The organism is Caulobacter sp. GW821-FHT05F04, from assembly GCF_059419665.1.
The window spans coordinates 504,505-520,436 of record NZ_JBWKSF010000002.1; the positions used below are offsets into that span (position 1 = coordinate 504,505).

Annotated in this window: 13 protein-coding genes; 4 read left to right on the top strand and 9 right to left on the bottom strand. The window is 69.3% G+C overall.

Annotation, left to right across the window (positions count from 1 at the left end):
- Positions 1-128: 128 nt before the first annotated feature.
- Positions 129-1,193 (bottom strand): lysine-2,3-aminomutase-like protein, encoded by a 1,065-nt coding sequence (locus AC07R7_RS06820; protein ID WP_494634615.1) that lies wholly within the window; start codon positions 1,191-1,193, stop codon positions 129-131.
- Between the two features lie 95 nt (positions 1,194-1,288).
- Here AC07R7_RS06820 and AC07R7_RS06825 point away from each other — a divergent pair, with 95 nt between their 5' ends.
- On the top strand, positions 1,289-2,680 hold the full coding sequence (locus tag AC07R7_RS06825) for a hypothetical protein (RefSeq protein WP_494634616.1): 1,392 nt from the start codon (positions 1,289-1,291) through the stop codon (positions 2,678-2,680).
- A gap of 161 nt (positions 2,681-2,841) precedes the next feature.
- Here the strand turns inward: AC07R7_RS06825 and epmA are convergent, their stop codons facing one another.
- The gene (gene epmA / locus AC07R7_RS06830; protein ID WP_494634617.1) at positions 2,842-3,903 is read right to left on the bottom strand and encodes an EF-P lysine aminoacylase EpmA; all 1,062 of its coding nucleotides are present in this window, start codon (positions 3,901-3,903) and stop codon (positions 2,842-2,844) included.
- A 119-nt stretch (positions 3,904-4,022) separates the two neighbouring features.
- Between epmA and efp the strand changes: the two genes are divergently transcribed.
- On the top strand, positions 4,023-4,589 hold the full coding sequence (gene efp, locus AC07R7_RS06835; protein WP_492886371.1) for an elongation factor P: 567 nt from the start codon (positions 4,023-4,025) through the stop codon (positions 4,587-4,589).
- 96 nt (positions 4,590-4,685) lie between these two features.
- On the opposite strand, the gene AC07R7_RS06840 is transcribed toward efp, so the two are convergent.
- Both AC07R7_RS06840 and AC07R7_RS06845 read right to left on the bottom strand, forming a co-directional pair.
- Positions 4,686-8,708, bottom strand: a complete 4,023-nt coding sequence (locus AC07R7_RS06840) for an ice nucleation protein (protein WP_494634618.1) — start codon at positions 8,706-8,708, stop codon at positions 4,686-4,688.
- An 87-nt stretch (positions 8,709-8,795) separates the two neighbouring features.
- A complete protein-coding gene (locus tag AC07R7_RS06845) occupies positions 8,796-9,716 on the bottom strand; it encodes a LysR family transcriptional regulator (RefSeq protein WP_492886367.1) in 921 nt (306 codons plus the stop codon).
- Positions 9,717-9,809: 93 nt separating this feature from the next.
- Here AC07R7_RS06845 and AC07R7_RS06850 point away from each other — a divergent pair, with 93 nt between their 5' ends.
- A complete protein-coding gene (locus AC07R7_RS06850; RefSeq protein ID WP_494634619.1) occupies positions 9,810-10,823 on the top strand; it encodes an NAD(P)H-binding protein in 1,014 nt (337 codons plus the stop codon).
- Here AC07R7_RS06850 and AC07R7_RS06855 read toward each other — a convergent pair.
- The 3 genes from AC07R7_RS06855 to AC07R7_RS06865 all read right to left on the bottom strand — a co-directional run bounded on the left by AC07R7_RS06855 (position 10,820) and on the right by AC07R7_RS06865 (position 14,415).
- Positions 10,820-12,526, bottom strand: coding sequence for an ATP-binding protein (locus tag AC07R7_RS06855; protein ID WP_494634620.1), 1,707 nt, complete (start codon positions 12,524-12,526; stop codon positions 10,820-10,822). The two genes, AC07R7_RS06850 and AC07R7_RS06855, sit on opposite strands and share 4 nt — an antisense overlap.
- 201 nt (positions 12,527-12,727) lie before the next feature.
- Positions 12,728-13,669: an electron transfer flavoprotein subunit alpha/FixB family protein gene (locus AC07R7_RS06860; RefSeq protein WP_492837218.1), complete on the bottom strand. Its 942-nt coding sequence runs from the start codon at positions 13,667-13,669 to the stop codon at positions 12,728-12,730.
- Positions 13,669-14,415, bottom strand: coding sequence for an electron transfer flavoprotein subunit beta/FixA family protein (locus AC07R7_RS06865; protein ID WP_494634621.1), 747 nt, complete (start codon positions 14,413-14,415; stop codon positions 13,669-13,671). The genes AC07R7_RS06860 and AC07R7_RS06865 overlap by 1 nt, the downstream gene beginning before the upstream one ends.
- Positions 14,416-14,621: 206 nt before the next feature.
- On the opposite strand from AC07R7_RS06865, the gene AC07R7_RS06870 reads away from it, so the two are divergent.
- Entirely contained in the window at positions 14,622-14,882 is a 261-nt protein-coding gene (locus AC07R7_RS06870; protein WP_492837216.1) for a hypothetical protein, read from the top strand.
- Between the two features lie 3 nt (positions 14,883-14,885).
- Here the strand turns inward: AC07R7_RS06870 and AC07R7_RS06875 are convergent, their stop codons facing one another.
- Both AC07R7_RS06875 and AC07R7_RS06880 read right to left on the bottom strand, forming a co-directional pair.
- A complete protein-coding gene (locus tag AC07R7_RS06875) occupies positions 14,886-15,464 on the bottom strand; it encodes a cob(I)yrinic acid a,c-diamide adenosyltransferase (protein WP_494634622.1) in 579 nt (192 codons plus the stop codon).
- Between the two features lie 34 nt (positions 15,465-15,498).
- Positions 15,499-15,705 (bottom strand): twin transmembrane helix small protein, encoded by a 207-nt coding sequence (locus AC07R7_RS06880; protein WP_125155340.1) that lies wholly within the window; start codon positions 15,703-15,705, stop codon positions 15,499-15,501.
- Between the last annotated feature and the right edge of the window lie 227 nt (positions 15,706-15,932).

The following is a 15,932-nucleotide window of genomic DNA, read 5'->3' on the forward strand; positions in this document are numbered from 1 at the left end:
CCTTCGCTTGAATTAGCGCCGGACCTGCGTGTCCGCGCCCTGGATGTGCCGACTTTTCTAGCACGAGAAACCGTGGCGCCGCCAAGGCTTTGCTGCGATGCAACGTGAGCTTGGTTGTCAGGCGGAGATCACGCCGTGGGCGGATAGGCGCGGACCGCGCCGTTCGGGTCCTCGACCGCGTCCCCTCCGGGTCCATGCGTGACATAGTTCGGTCCGACCGGGACCTTGCCGTGGCCGCCGGGGATGTCGAGGACATAGGTCGGCTGGGCCAGGCCCGAGACCGTTCCGCGCAGGGCTTTCATGATCGCCTGACCCTCGGCCAGCGTCGTGCGCAGGTGGGCGGTGCCGGGGGCGTGGTCGCCATGGTGCAGGTAGTAGGGGCGGATCCGCATCTCGACAAAGGCCCGCATCAGCGCGGCCAGCACCTCGGCGTCGTCGTTGACGCCCCGCAACAGCACCGTCTGGCTCAGCATCGGGATCCCGGCGTCGACGATCCGGGCGCAGGCGGCGCGGGCGGCCGGGGTCAGCTCGCGGACGTGGTTGGCGTGCAGGGCGACATAGACGGTCTTGGTGGTGCGCTTGAGGACCGCGACGAGGTCGTCGGTCACCGCGTCCGGATCGACGGCGGGCGCACGCGTGTGGAAACGGACGATCCTGACGTGGGGGATCGCCTCCAGCCGGTCCATCAGATCGGCCAGGCGGCGGGGCGACAGCACGAACGGGTCGCCGCCCGTGACGATGACCTCCCAGATCTCCGGCCGGCCGGCGATATAGGCGAAGGCGGCGTCCAGCTGGGCCGGGGTCAGGTTCGCCAGGCCCTCGGGGCCGACCATCTCGCGGCGGAAGCAGAACCGGCAATAGACCGCGCAGGTGTGGGTCGGCTTCAGCAGCACCCGGTCGCGATAGCGGTGGACGATCCCCTCGACGGGGCTGTGGACGGCATCACCGATCGGGTCGCCGTCCTCGCCGGGGCTGGCGACCAGTTCCTCGGGCGAGGGGATGAACTGGCGGGCGATCGGGTCGTCGGCGTCGGCGGGATCGATCAGCTCGGCCATGGCCGGGGTGATCGCCACGGCGTAGCGCGCCGCCACGGCCTCCAGCGCCGGCAGGCGCTCGGGCTGGACCAGTCCGGCCTCGGTCAGGGACCGGACGTCGCGGAGGGTTTTCCCCAGGGGCGGAAGGGGGGGCGGCATGAGGCGCGGGGATATGCGGGATTTCCGGGCCGGAGGCAAATTACGGGTCTGTTCAACTCTGGCCCTTAACCGTAGCCGCGAGGGAGAGGACCATCGTGACCCAGGAACGCAACATCGTCCCGCTCGCGGCGGCCCTGGCCATGGCGATGGTCTTCCTGTTCCTGCCCCAGGTGCTGAACGACGGCGACACCTACTGGCACATGGCCACGGGCGAATGGATCCTGGCTCACGGCCGCGTCCCCGACCAGGACGTCTTCTCCTACACCCAGGCCGGCCGGCCGTGGGTCGCGCACGAGTGGCTGTCCGAGACGCTGATGGCCCTGGCCGCGCGGCTGGCCGGCTGGGCCGGGGTGACGGCGCTGTTCGCCATCGCCGTCGGCGGGGCGACCTGGATGTTGGTCCGCCGGCTGTCCTTGCAACTGGGCGGCCTGACCCTGATCACGACGACGGTGCTGGCCCTGGCCTGCATGAGCGGCAGCCTGCTGGCGCGGCCGCACCTGTTCATGCTGCCTCTGCTGGTGGCCTGGACGATCGAGATGCTGACGGCCCGCGACGAACATCGGGCGCCGCGCCTTTGGTTCGCCCTGCTGATGATCCTGTGGGCCAATCTGCACGGCAGCTGGGTGTTTGGCCTGGTGGTCGCCGGCGCCTTCGGGCTGGAGGCGCTGGCCGAGCCGAACGCCGACAAGCTGAAGGTGCTGCGCGGCTGGGGCCTGTTCGGCCTGCTCGGTCTGGTCTGCGCCGCGATCACCCCCCATGGGCCGGCGGCGTTGCTGTTCCCGTTCCAGGTGACCAGCATGGCGGTGCTGCCGCACATCACCGAGTGGCGGGCCGAGGACTTCTCGCACCTCTCGCCCTTCGCGATGGCGCTGCTGGCGACCCTGTTCGTCTGCCTGGGCCGTGGCGTGAAGGTCCCCACCTTCCGGCTTCTGCTGTTGCTGTCTCTGCTGTTGATGAGCTTGCAGCACATCCGCCATCAACTGGTCCTGGCCGCCGTCGCGCCGCTGCTGCTGGCCGGGCCGTTGGCCGAAGCGCTGGGCCATGAGCCGGCCAAGCCCAAGCCCTCACGGACTTTGCTGGCCGGCTTCGGCGTGGCCTGTGTCCTGCTGCTGGGCGTGCGCCTGGCCTGGCCGCTGCAACGGATCGACGGCCTCAACAGCCCGGTTACGGCGCTCGACAGCGTGCCCGCCGAGCTCCGGAGCCAACCGGTGCTCAACGGCTACGGCCTGGGCGGCTACCTGATCTACAAGGGCGTGAAGCCCTTCATCGACGGCCGCGCCGACATGTACGGCGACGCGTTCAGCGCGCGCTACTTCCAGGCTGTCGAGCCCGACTCTGTCGCCCTGCGCAAGCTGCTGGCCGACTACCGCGTGGCCTGGACGATCTTCACGCCGGACGATCCGGTGGTGGCGCTGCTGGACAAGGATCCGGCCTGGCGTCGGATCCATGCGGACCCGTACGGCGTGGTCCACCGGCGGGTGAACTAGAGCTACGGGGCATCGAAGCTACAAACTCTTGTCATCCCGGAAGCCTCGCAGAGGCTGTCCGGGACCCAGGGGCCAATACGCTGCGGTTGCCCCTGGGTCCCGGCTCTCCGCTTCGCTGCGGCCGGGATGACAAGAAAGGGTGGCGTTCAATGGAGGCCGGATTAGCCCTCCGCCACCGGCGTCCAGATCACGTCCTCGATCCGCCGGGCGCCCGTGGCCAGGAGGACCAGGCGGTCGAAGCCGAGCGCTGACCCCGACGCTTCGGGCATGTGCTCCAGGGCGGCCAGGAAGTCCTCGTCGAGCGGATAGCGCTCGCCGTAGATGCGGGCCTTCTCGTCCATCTCGATCATGAACCGGCGGCGCTGCTCGGCCGGGTCGGTGAGCTCCCCGAACGCGTTGGCCAGCTCGACCCCGCAGGCATAGAGCTCGAACCGCTCGGCCACCCGCGGGTCGGCGTCCTTCGGGCGGGCCAGGGCCGCTTCCGAGATCGGATATTCGCACAGCACCGTGGCGCGGCCTTCGCCCAGGCGGGGCTCGACCTTCTCGACGATGACGCGGCTAAAGACGTCAGCCCAGCCGTCGTCATCGGCCACCCGGATCCCGGCGGCGCGGGCGGCGGCGGCCAGGGCGTCACGGTCGGTCGAGCCGTCGGCGGCCACGCTGGCCAGCAGGTCGACGCCGGCGTGGCGCTGGAACGCCTCGGCCACCGACAGCCGCTCGGGCTCGGCGAAGGGATCGCAGGCCATGCCCCGGAAGTCGAAGCGCGTCGCGCCCGCCGTCTCGGCCGCCAGGGCCAGCAAGGTCGCGCAATCGTCCATCAGGGTCTGGTAGGGCGCGCCGGCCCGATACCACTCCAGCATGGTGAATTCCGGATGATGCAGCGGCCCGCGCTCGCGGTTGCGCCACACCTTGCCCAGGCTGAAGATCTTCTCCTCGCCCGCCGCCAGCAGCTTCTTGCAGGCGAATTCCGGCGAGGTGTGCAGGTAGAGCGGGCTGGCCTCGCCCGAGATCGTCAGGGCTTGCGTGGCGAAGGCGTGCAGATGCGCCTCGTTGCCAGGGGACACCTGCAGGGCGGCGGCCTCCACCTCCTCGAACCCTTCGGTCTCGAACCAGGCGCGGAACGCCTTGGTGATCCGGTTGCGGGCCAGCAGGAACGGACGGCGGTCGGCGTGGACGCCGCTGCGCCACCAGGTGGCGCCTGGGGGGGAAGAGCTCTGGGACAAGGACAGAAACCGAAGAAGCTGGAGATTTCGCCCCGTTCGCTATAGGAGGGCGGGCACGGATCAATAGCACGATCGCGCCCGCGGCCTCGCGCGCGCTTTCCACCGAGGACGAAATTTAAGTGAAGGTCGCAGCCAGCTCGCTCCGCAAAGGCGCCGTCGTCGACATGGACGGCAAGCTCTACGTCGTCCTGACGGTCGACAACATCCACCCCGGCAAGGGCACCCCGGTGACCCAGCTGAACATGCGCCGCATCTCGGACGGCGTGAAGGTTTCGGAACGCTACCGCACGACCGAGCAGGTCGAGCGCGCCTTCGTCGACCAGCGTGACCACACCTTCCTGTATCAGGATGGCGACGGCTATCACTTCATGAACCCGGAAACCTTCGACCAGGTCGTGGCCACCGAGGACGTGATCGGCGACGCCGCGCCCTACCTGCAGGAGAACATGACGGTCCAGCTGTCGACCCACAACGACGTGCCGATCGCCATCGAACTGCCGCGCACCATGATCCTCGAGATCGTCGACACCGAACCGTCGGTGAAGGGGCAGACCGCTTCGTCGTCCTACAAGCCGGCCCTGCTGAGCAACGGTGTCAAGACGACCGTCCCGCCGTACATCACGGTCGGCACCCGCGTCGTGATCCTGACGGAAGACAATTCGTATCAGGAGCGCGCCAAGGACTAAGTCCTTCGGAGCTTCCGGAACGACGAAAGGCCCGACGGGAAACCGCCGGGCCTTTTTATTTGCGCATCCTCGCTCTCAGCGCCGCGGTCGCTCAAGCTAGAGGCCGATGGCCTCCAGCTGCGCGACGCTCATGGCGTCCAGCTGGGCCGCGGTCAGCTTGTTGACCTGGGCGCGCGACAGGCCGCTCAGCTGGTTGGGACTGAAGGCGGCGATCTGCTCGCCGGTGAAGCCCGAGATCTGGCTGGGCATGATCTGGCCGATCTGCTCGCCGGTGAGGCTGCGAATGGCCACGGCGGGCAGCTGGCCGACCTGGGTGGTGGTCAGGGCCCCCAGCTGGGCCCCGGACAGCCGCGCCAGGCCCTCGGCCCCGAACGCCGTCAGCTGCTCTCCCGAGAAGCCGCGCACCTGGGTCGCCGACAGGCTGCCGAACTGTTCGTTGCTCATGCCGTTCACCGCCGCCAGCGACAGCGCGCTGATCTGGCTGTTGGTGAGGGCCGCGACCTGGGTGCGGTTGAGCTCGCCGATGTCGGCGGGCGTGAGGCCGCGCACCTGCACGGGTGTCAGCGCCGAGATCTGGCCGGCCGAGAGCGCCGCCACCTGGGTGACGTTCAGGGCCGAGATGTCGGCGGCCGAGAAGCCTTCCAGCTGGCCGGCGCCCAGGGCGCCGATCTGGCTGGCGGTGAACTCGCCTATGTCGGCGCTGCTGAACCGCTCGATCTGGCTGGTCGTCAGGCCGCGCACCTGGGCGGTGGTCAGGCGGGCGAACTGGGTGGCGTCCAGGGCCGAGAGAATGTCGCCGCTAACCGCGCCGATCTGAGTCCCGGACAGCACGGCCACCTGGGTGGTGGTCAGCGCCCCGAAGGCGGTGGCGTCGAGGCTGGCCACCTGGGTCGTCGACAGGCCCGTGATCTGGCTGGTGGTCAGGCTGGTCAGGCGCGAGGTCCCGAGGGCCGCGAAGGCCGTGGGCGACAGGGCGCCCAGCTGGGTCGGATTCAGGTTGGCCACCTCGGTCGAGGTGAGGTTGGCGATGAACGTGCCGGACAGGCCCGCCATCTGGGTGGCGCTGAGCGTGGGCAGCCGGCCCTTGAAGACGCTGTCGGGCAGCACCGCCAGCTGGGTGGGCGACAGGCCGGCGAACTGGGCGGCCGTGAGGTCCGCGATGGCGGTGGTCGACAGGCCGCCGATATTGGTCGTCGACAGCGCGCCCAGTTGCGAGGGGGTCAGGCCGTCGACCTGGGTCGCGGACAGCTCGGCGAAGTCGGTGGTCGACAGGCTGGCGATCTGGGTGGTGCTCAGGCTCTGCACCTGCGCCGCCGACAGGCGGGCGACCTGGGTGGCGGTCAGGGCGGAGAAGGCCGTCGGCGTCAGGGCCGACAGGAACGCGCTCGAGAGGCTGCCGACCTGGGTGACGGCCAGGGCGGACAGCTGGTCGCCGGTCATGGATCCGGCCTGGGTGGTCGACAGGCCGGCCAACTGGGCGGAGGTGAACCCCGCCACCTGGGTGGCGCTCAACGCCGGCAGGGCTTCGCTGGCCAGGGCCCCGACCTGGATCGAGCTGAGCGCCGCCAGCTGGGTCGCCGACAGCCCGCCAACCTGGGTCGATTGCAGGGCCGAGATCTGCGACGGAACGAGCGCGCGGACCTGGGCGGTGCTCAGGGCGGCCAGCTGGTCCGGCTTGAGGGCCGCCACGTCGGTGGCCGAGAGGCCGCCCAACTGCGACGCGGCGATCGCGCCCACCTGGGTCGTGCTCAGTTCGCCCATGTCCTCGGGCGTTAGGCCGCGCAGCTGGGTGGCGTTCAGGCCGCCGATCTGGGTGGTCGTCAGGGCCGCGACCCGGGCGGCGTCCAGCGCCGAGAAGGCGGTCGCCGACAGGCCGCCGATCTGGGCGGGGCTCAGCGCGGTGAGGCGCGCGGTCTCGATCGCCGCCACCGCCGTACTGGTCAGGCCGGCCAGCTGGCTGGCGCGCAGGCCGGTCCACTGGGTGGTGTTGAGATAGGTGAGATCGGTGGCGTCCAGGCCGCTCAGCTGGGTGGCGGTGAGACCCTGCACCTGGGTGACCGCCAGCCCCGCCCACTGGGTGGCGTTGAGATTGCCGATCGTCTCCGGCGACAGGGCGCCCAGCTGCATGCCGGTCAGGGCCGCGATCTGGGTGGGGGCCAGAACGCCGAACATCGTCGTGGCGAAGCCTTTCAGCTGCGTCGATGTCAGGCCGCGCAACTGAGAGGCGGTCAGCTGCCGCAGGCTTTCGGGGTTCAGGCGGCCCAGATTGGTCACCGACAGCGCGCCGAGCTGACTGGCGTTGAGGCTGCCCAGCTGGGTGGCGCTCAGGTTCGTGGCGATGTCGGACGGCAGGCCGGCCATCTGTTCGGTGGTGAGGCCGCGAAGCTGGCCGGCGCCCAGGGCCGCGATCTGGGCGGCGCTGAGGCTGTCCAGCGCCGCGGTCGACATCTTGCTGATCTGGGTGCTGCCCAGCAGGCTCACGGCCGTGGTCGACAGGTGCGGAACCAGGACGCCCACCTGGGTCCCGGTCAGGGCGCCGATCTGGGCGCTGTTCAACTCGTCGACATCGCCGTCGGTCAGGCCCTTCAGCTGGGTTGTCGTCAGGCCGCGCATCTGCACGACGTTGAGCCGGGCCGTCTGGGTCGCGTCCAGGGCCGACAGCGACTCGGGCGTCAGGCCGCCGATCTGCGTGGCGCTCAACGCGGCGACCTCGGTGGCGGTCAGCCGGCCGATGTCGGTGGGCGTCAGCACCTTCATCTGCGTGGCGGTGACCCCCTTCAGCTGCAGGCTGCTGAGCGAGGCGACGCCGCGCAGCGTCGCGAACTGGGTCCCCGACAGCGCGCCGATCTGGTCGAAGGTCAGGGCCCCGACCTGCTCGGCCGTCATGGCGGCCAGGTCGCTGGTCGACAGAGCTTTCACCTGCAGCGGCAGCAGGGCCTTGATCTGGGTCGGGGTGAACGCGGCGAAGTCCTCGTCCGACAGGGTCGCCAGCCGCTCTGGCGGAAGCTCGCGGATCTGGGCGGCGGTGAAGGCCTTCAGCTGGGCGCGGGTGAACTCGTTGAAGTCGGCGCCGTTCAAGCCCTTCAGCTGATCGGGCCGCAGGCGGGCGATCTGGCTGGCGCTGAGCGCGGCCACGTGGGTGGCGTCGAGGCTGGAAAAGGCGGTGACCGACAGCCCGCCGACCGCCACCGGGTCCATGGCGGCCAGCAGTTCGGGCTTGAGGGCGTGGACCGCCGTCACCGACAGGCCGCCCGTGTGGTTGCCGGACAGCCCGGCGATCTGGGTCGGCGTCAGCTGGTTGAGGAAATCGGCGCCGGCGCGGCCGATCTCTACGGCGGGCAGGCTGCGGATCTGGGTCGGCTTCAGCGCGGCGATCCGCTCGGGACCAAGGGCGGCCAGCTGGGTGGCGGCGAGGGCCGACATCTGTAGGGCGCTGGCGCCGGCCCACTGTTCGGGGGTCGTCAGAGCGATGGCGTCGGCGCCCAGGCCTCTAAGGGTCTGCACCGACAGGCCCGCGAACTGGGTTGGGCTCAGCGCGCCGACCTGATCGGCGGACAGGCCGGTGAACTGGGTCTGGGTCAGGCCGCCGATCTGGGCGGCGGTGAGGGCCGACAGCTGCTGGTTGCTGAACTCGCGGATGTCGGATGCGGGCAGCTGTCGCAGCTGGGTCGGGGTCAGGGACCGCACCTGGGCCAGGGACAGGCTCTGGACCTGGTCGCGCGACAGGGCCGAGACCGCCGACGACGACAGGGCGACGATCTGGGTCAGGGCCAGGCTATCCAGGGTGGTGGTGCTGAGCTGCGCGATCGTCGTGCCCGACAGGGCCTGCACCTGGACGGCGTTCAGCAGCTTCAGCTGATCGGCGCTGAAGGCGACGGCCGACGACAGGCGCGGCAGCTGGGCGGTGGTCAGGGCCGACAGCTGGGTCTTGTTGAACCTGGCGAACTGCTCGGCGGTCAGGCCGCTGATCGCCGTGGCCGAGATCGCCGCGACCTGAGCCTTGGTCAGCTTGGCGAATTCGGACGGCGGCGCCTCGGCCAGCGCCGCGGCGCTCAGCGTGGCGATGCGGGCGGCGGGCAGGCTGGACAGGGCCGAGGTATCGGAAACGCCGGCGACCATCTCTACTCCACCCACTCCGCGCGCCAGAGGCGCCGCTAGCACGATCGCACGAATCGCAAATCCACTTTAAGTGGAAATTCGTACAGTTTAAACTATATTTCCAATTCGCGCGTAGCGGGTCAAGCCTTCGACCAGGGCGTCGAAGACCAGGCGGACCCGGCGAACGTCCTTCAGGTCCTCGTGGGTGACCACGAAGGTCTCCAGGTCGATGGCGAACAGATCGGCCATTACACGCTCCAGCATCGGATCGCGCGCGGCCAGGCCGACCTGGCAGATGCCCAGCCCCAGGCCGGCGCGGATCGCCGCCAGCTGGGCCACGTCGTTGTCGGTGCGGAAGGAAAAGTCCTCGACCCGCAGGTCGAGACCCAGGCCCATGGCCTTGACCGCCCGCACGCCGATCGTCTCGCTCTCATAGCCGATCAGCGGCATTCGGCGAGCGTCTTCCATCGTCGTCGGCCGGCCCCAGGCGTCCAGCACGCGCTTGTGGGCGAACATGCCGAGGCTGATATTGCCTATCCGCTTGGCGACCAGGGCCTCTTGAGTCGGCCGCACCATCCGCACGGCGATGTCGGCCTCGCGGCGCAGCAGGTCCTCGCTACGGTTGGTCAGGGCCAGCTCGAAGACCAGGCCCGGATGGGTCTCGCGCAGCTCCGCCAGCATCGCCGGCAGCACCTCCATGCCGACTACCTCGCTGGCGGTGATCCGCACCACGCCCGAGGCGGCGCCCGCCTCGGCCGAGGCGGCGCGGGCCAGGGAGGCGGCGGCCAGCGCCATGGCCCGGGCGTGCTGCGCCAGGTCCTTGCCCAGCGCCGTCGGCGTCAGGCCCGAGGGCGAGCGGGTGAAGAGGGCCACGCCCAGCTGGGCCTCCAGGTCCTCGATCCGTCGCCGCACCGTGGGCTGCGCCGCGCCCAGCTGGCGGGCGGCGGCCGACAGGCTGCCGGTGTCGATCACGGCCAGGAAGGCGCGCTGGCGCTCCCAGTCTACGGCGATGGGCGGCTCGAGGCTCATTCATTTTTGATAAGCCAATCAATCATTCTTAGCAATTTCTATCGAGGTATGCGCGGCGCATCTTCCGGTCATCGACTTTCACGGAGACCCCCGATGACCCCCTCCAACCGCATCGCTCTCGTCCTCGGTGCCAATGGCGGCGTGGGCGGAGAGACCGCCGCCGCCCTTGTCCGCCACGGCTGGACCATCCGCGCCCTGGTCCGCGACCTGGCCAAGACCGCCCGTCCGGGCTTCGACTACATCCAGGGCGACGCCCTCGACCGCGACGTCGTGGTCTCCGCCGCGAAAGGCGCGTCGATCATCGTCCACGCCGTCAATCCGCCCGGCTATCGCGGCTGGAAGAAGCTCGTCCTGCCGATGATCGACAACAGCATCGCCGCCGCCCGCGCCAGCGGCGCGCGGATCCTGCTGCCGGGCACGATCTACAACTACGATCCCGCCGCCCACGCGCTGATCGACGAGACCACGCCGCAGCGCGCCTTCACCCGCAAGGGCAAGATCCGCGTCCAGATGGAGGCGCGCCTGGAAGCGGCCGCCGCCCCAGGGAGCGAAAATGGCGGCGTGCGGTCGCTGACCCTGCGGGCTGGCGACTATTTCGGGCCGCGTTCGACGACGAACAGCTGGTTCGCCTCGGGCCTGGTCTCGCCCGGCAAGCCGGTGAAGACTATCCTCTATCCCGGTGACAAGGGTGTCGGTCACGCCTGGGCCTATCTGCCCGACGTCGGCGAGACCTTCGCGCGGCTGGCCGATCGCGAGGCCGAGCTGCCGGCCTTCGCCCGCTTCCACTTCGGCGGGGTCTGGGACGCCGACGGGACCGCCATGGTCCGCGCCATCGCCCGCGCCGCCGGCGACGAACGCCCGAACGTCCGCCGCCTGCCCTGGGGGCTGCTGCCGTTGGCCGCGCCGTTCAACGAAACCCTGCGCGAACTCCTCGAGATGAGGCCGTTCTGGCGAGAACCTGTCCGCCTCGACAACCGCCACCTCGTCGCCTTCCTCGGCCAGGAGCCGCGCACCCCGCTGGACGTGGCCGTGGCGGCGACCATGCGCGGCCTGGACGTGCCGGTGGTGGAGCAGGGCGCGCCGTCGCGGTTGGCGCGGGCCGCCTAAGCCCGCGCGAGCCGCCGGTCGAACTGTCCGATGGTCGAGACCAGGGTCGCCATCTCGATCGGCTTCTCGATGAAGGCGTTCATGCCGGCCGAGAGGGCTTCGGAGCGCTCGTCGTCCATGACGCCGGCTGTCAGGCAGATGATCGGCAGTCGCTCCCAGCGGGGCTCGGCGCGGATGCGGCGGGTGGCTTCCAGCCCGCCCATCCTGGGCATGTTGAAGTCGATCAGCACGATGTCGAAGTCGGCCTTGCCCAAGGCGTCGATCGCGGCCTGACCGTCGCCGGCCTCGACGATCTCGCAGCCCAGAGGAGCCAGCATCATGCCGATGACCTTGCGATTGACCGGATAGTCGTCGACGACCAGCAGCCTCAGCGGCGGTCCCGCCGGCGTCCCGCTGGGCGCGACCACGGCGGCGGGCGGGTCGCAGAGGAAGGTCAGGACGAAAGTCGAGCCCTTGCCGACTTCGCTTCGGGCCGTGACCGCGCCGCCCATCATCTGCGCCAGGCGGCGCGTTATGTTCAGGCCCAGGCCCGTGCCGCCCGTGCGTCGCGCCGTGGTCGGATCGGCCTGGACAAAGGGCATGAACAACCGCTCCAGCACCTCGGGGCGGATGCCGACGCCCGTGTCGGAGACGGTGATCTTCACCCGTAGGCGACCCACCTCGGGCGCGGGCGCGCAGCCGACCCGCACCAGGATCTGTCCGAAGGGGGTGAACTTCACGGCGTTGGAGATCAGGTTGGTCAGGCACTGGCGCACCCGCAGCGGGTCGAAAGTCAGGGCCGCGGGCACGGCGTCGTCGACCCGCAGGGTGATGGTCGAACCCTTCTCGCGGGCCTGCGACTGGTTCAGTCGCACCACGCGGTCGGCCAACTGGGCCAGGTCGCCGACGATCGGAGCGATCTCCAGCTTGCCGGCCTCGATCTTGGCGAAGTCCAGCACGTCGTTGAGAAGGGCCAGCAGGGTGCGGCCGGACTCTTCCAGCAGTTCGACCTGCTCGCGCTCGCCGGGCTCCAGAGGCTCCAGCTTCAGGGCCTGGGAGAGGCCCAGCATGCCGTTCAGCGGGGTGCGCAACTCGTGGCTCATCAGGGCCAGGAACTCGGACTTGGCCTGGCTGGCGATCTCTGCCCGGGCCTTGGCCTCCTCAAGAGCGCGACCGTTGCGCATGCTGGTCAGGGAGGCCTGGGCGGTGTAGGCGGTCAGCATCAGCGCGGCGAGGAACAGCACCAGCCGCTGGCCCGGCGGGAACGGGTTGAAGACCGCGGTCAGGGCCAGCAGCAGCAGGGCCGCGCCGCCGCCGACGATCAGCAGCAGGAGCTTGGATCGCGCCGTGAACGCCTGGGCGTGGACCAGCAGGGCCGACAGCAGGCACACGGCCGCCAGGCGCATGACCTCCTGGTCCAGGGTCCACAGCAGAACGACCAGCGCCCACCAGACCAGGTTCATCCAGACGACGGCCGCGACATAGGCCTGGCGCTGTCGGGCGGTGGTCGCCTGGTCGGCGCGCTGGGGCTTGCTGGCGACCCAGACCGCGGCCTCGGCGCTGGCGAAGGCCAGGCCCCAAAGCAGGCCTGCAAGCGGATCGACGAACAGGGCGTAGCACGTCGCGCTAAGCGCCCCGATGGCCAAGCGCAGGCCCAGCGTCGGCAGGCTGCGCGCCGTGACCGTGGTGACGCCTTCATCGACCCATTTCGACCAGCCCGGCACGATCGTTTCTCCTCGCTGCCCGCGCCCCTCGGATAGCGGCCAAGCTTTCGCACCCGGTCGCGGCGTGACGCAACAGACGACGCCGGGGGCGGGAACCGAGATCGGGTGTTTCGCTCAGCGGGCCCCGCATCACCGCCCAATAAGAAAGGCCCGGAGTCTCCTCCGGGCCTTTCCGCTATTCATGAGCCCGTGGAGGCTGGCTTACTTGCCCGCCGCCGTCAGGGCGTCCATCAGTTCCGGGACGGCCGTCTTGTAGTCGGCGACCAGGCCGAAGTCGGCCACCTGGAAGATCGGCGCGTCGGCGTCCTTGTTGATCGCGACGATCACCTTGGAGTCCTTCATGCCGGCCAGGTGCTGGATGGCGCCCGAGATGCCGATGGCGACGTAGAGCTGCGGGGCCACGACCTTGCCGGTCTGGCCGACCTGGTAGTCGTTCGGGGCGTAGCCGGCGTCGACGGCCGCGCGCGAGGCGCCGACGGCGGCGCCCAGCTTGTCGGCCAGCGGCTCGATCACGCGCTGGAACTCCTCGGCCGAACCCATGGCGCGACCGCCCGAGACGACGATCTTGGCCGCGGCCAGTTCCGGACGGTCCGACTTGACCATCTCTTCGCTGACGAAACGGGTCTTGGCCGCATCGGCGCCGCCAACCGTTTCGACCGAGGCCGAGCCGCCTTCCGCCGCCGCCGCGAAGGCGGTCGGACGGACGGTGATGACCTTCTTGGCGTCCGACGACTGGACGGTCTCCAGCGCGTTGCCGGCATAGATCGGGCGCGTGAAGGTGTCGGCCGAGACGACCTCGACGATGTCCGAGATCGGGGCCACGTCCAGCTTGGCCGCGACGCGCGGGGCGAAGTTCTTGCCGCCCGAGGTGGCCGGAACCAGGATCGCGTCATAATTGCCGGCCAGCGCCAGGACGGCGTCGGCCTGGGCTTCGGCGATGCCGTGACCGAGGGCGTCGCTCTCGGCCAGCAGCACCTTGCGGACGCCGGCGATCTTGGCCGCTTGGTCGGCCACGCCCTTGGCGCCCTTGCCCAGGACCAGGACGTCGACGTCGCCCGAGATCTTCAGGGCGGCGGTGACGGTCTTGTGGGTGGCGTCGCGCAGGTGCGCGTTGTCGTTATCGGCGACGACGAGAACAGCCATTACAGCACCCCCGCGGTGTTGAGCTTGGAGACCAGATCAGCGGCGGTTTCGACCTTGACGCCGGCCGAGCGCTTGGCCGGCTCGGCGACCTTGATCACCTTCAGGCGCGGCGCGATGTCGACGCCGTAGTCGGCGACCGTCTTGCTGACGATCTCCTTCTTCTTGGCCTTCATGATGTTGGGCAGAGACGCATAGCGCGGCTCGTTCAGGCGAAGGTCGGCGGTGATGATCGCCGGCAGGTCGACGTCGAGGACCTGCAGGCCGCCGTCGACCTCGCGGGTGACCTTGGCGGTCGAGCCCGAGACTTCCACCGCCGAGGCGTAGGTCGCCTGCGGCCAGCCCAGCAGGGCCGACAGCATCTGGCCGACGGCGTTGTTGTCGCCGTCGATCGCCTGCTTGCCCATCAGGACCAGGTTGGGGTTCTCTTCAGCGACGACGGCCGCCAGCAGCTTGGCCACGGCCAGCGGCTCGGGATCGGCGTCGGTGGTGATCAGGATCCCGCGGTCGCCGCCCATGGCCAGCGCCGTGCGGATCGTCTCCTGAGCTTGCGCCGGACCGATGCTGACGATGACGACCTCGGTCGCCACGCCCTTCTCCTTGAGACGCACGGCTTCTTCGACCGCGATCTCGCAGAAGGGATTCATCGACATCTTGACGTTCGCAAGGTCGACACCGGTCTGGTCCGCCTTTACGCGGGCCTTGACGTTGTAATCGATAACCCGTTTGACCGGGACTAGGACCTTCATCGGTTTCCACCGCCTCCAGGCTGCTTTTTATCCTGCTTGGCCTCCGACTTACCGTTTCGGCGCCGCAATGCAAGTTTCCCTTTGCGTAAGCGTAATGCATTAGGTCGGGCAGGGTTCAAACGGTTGTACGATTTCCGGCGCTTCGCTGCCCGATGACGCCGCCGCCGCCAATTCCCTTACGCGCGGAAAGACGGTAAGGGGCGCCCATGAACAAGACTTTCACTCGCCTGAAGTACATCTTCTTGGGCCTGTTCGTGCTGTTGAGCGGCGCCGCCCTGACCTACCACGTCGTATGGGTATGGCCGAAGGAGAAGTGCGAGAAGCAGGGGCGCCCCTGGGCGGGCAAGTGGATGAAGTGCGGGCGGGTCTATTCGATCGAGACCCTGACGCGCCGCCCGTTGAACGTGCCGCCGATCAATGGCGAGGCGGCGGTTCCGGCTCCCGCGGCTGCTCCGGAAAAGAAGTAGGCTCTACCGCGTCGCGCCGGGCTTCCACAGGACGTCGGCGCGCCCCTGATCGTTGCTCCACCGCGCCGCGACGAACAGCAGGTCCGACAGCCGGTTCAGATACTTGATCGCCGGCTTGCCCACGATCTCGCCCTCCATCTGCGACAACGCCACGCAGGTCCGCTCGGCTCGGCGGCAGACGGTGCGCGCCACGTGCAGGGCCGCCGCCGCCGGCGACCCTGCGGGAAGCACGAACGACGTCAAAGGCGCCATCTCGCCGTTCAGCAGGTCGATCTCGCGCTCCAGACGTTCGACCTGGCCGTCGAGGATGCGCAGGGGCTCCCAATCCGGCTTGCCGTGCTGCTCGGGCGTGGCCAGATCCGCGCCCAGGTCGAAAAGGTCGTTCTGGATGCGCTCCAGCATGGCGTCGAGCTGGGGATCGTGCGCCGTGTGCTGGCGAGCCATCCCGATCGTGGCGTTGGTCTCGTCCACCCCGCCATAGGCTTCCACCCGCGCGGAGGCCTTGCTGACCGGCGCGCCGGTGGCCAGCCGCGTCGAGCCGCCGTCGCCCGTGCGGGTATAGATGCGATTAAGCGTGACCATGCGTCGCGGACTCCGGTTCGACGAAGCAGGTTACCTACGCGCCGCCACGCCGCCACCAGAATGCGGCGGCGACCAGCACGATGATGGCGATGAACTGCAGCAGCACGCGCAGGCGCATCAGCTTGTTCGAATAGGAGCGGCCGAAGTCGCCGCCGCGGAACAGGGCGTAAAGCCCGGCGGCCAGAGCGATCAGGACCGCCAGCAGGGCGGCGGGAACGAGGAAATCGAACAGGTGGCTCATGGCCTCGGAGAATAAGGCGTCGCGTCAAGTCGCGCCATAGAGGCCGTAGCCGTAAGGGCGTCCGTGGCTCCAGGGCGACGACTTGGTTCGATGACTGTCGTCCGTTGAGCCAATTCGCCGAACCTGTTCGGTGAGTGAATTTGTCGCAGTGACGCTCTGAGAGCGCTCCCATATCTATACCATACGCTTTTGTCCGGCGATTTGAGTTCGCTTTTGCGGTTGCAATG

Bases quoted from the DNA above. Each gene is read 5' to 3' on its own strand.
- AC07R7_RS06880 (WP_125155340.1), bottom strand. From the start codon at position 15,705: ATGAGCCACCTGTTCGATTTCCTCGTTCCCGCCGCCCTGCTGGCGGTC.
- AC07R7_RS06820 (WP_494634615.1), bottom strand. From the start codon at position 1,193: ATGCCGCCCCCCCTTCCGCCCCTGGGGAAAACCCTCCGCGACGTCCGG.
- AC07R7_RS06840 (WP_494634618.1), bottom strand. From the start codon at position 8,708: ATGGTCGCCGGCGTTTCCGATACCTCGGCCCTGTCCAGCCTGCCCGCC.
- AC07R7_RS06860 (WP_492837218.1), bottom strand. From the start codon at position 13,669: ATGGCTGTTCTCGTCGTCGCCGATAACGACAACGCGCACCTGCGCGAC.
- AC07R7_RS06870 (WP_492837216.1), top strand. From the start codon at position 14,622: ATGAACAAGACTTTCACTCGCCTGAAGTACATCTTCTTGGGCCTGTTC.
- AC07R7_RS06865 (WP_494634621.1), bottom strand. From the start codon at position 14,415: ATGAAGGTCCTAGTCCCGGTCAAACGGGTTATCGATTACAACGTCAAG.
- AC07R7_RS06875 (WP_494634622.1), bottom strand. From the start codon at position 15,464: ATGGTCACGCTTAATCGCATCTATACCCGCACGGGCGACGGCGGCTCG.
- AC07R7_RS06850 (WP_494634619.1), top strand. From the start codon at position 9,810: ATGACCCCCTCCAACCGCATCGCTCTCGTCCTCGGTGCCAATGGCGGC.
- AC07R7_RS06845 (WP_492886367.1), bottom strand. From the start codon at position 9,716: ATGAGCCTCGAGCCGCCCATCGCCGTAGACTGGGAGCGCCAGCGCGCC.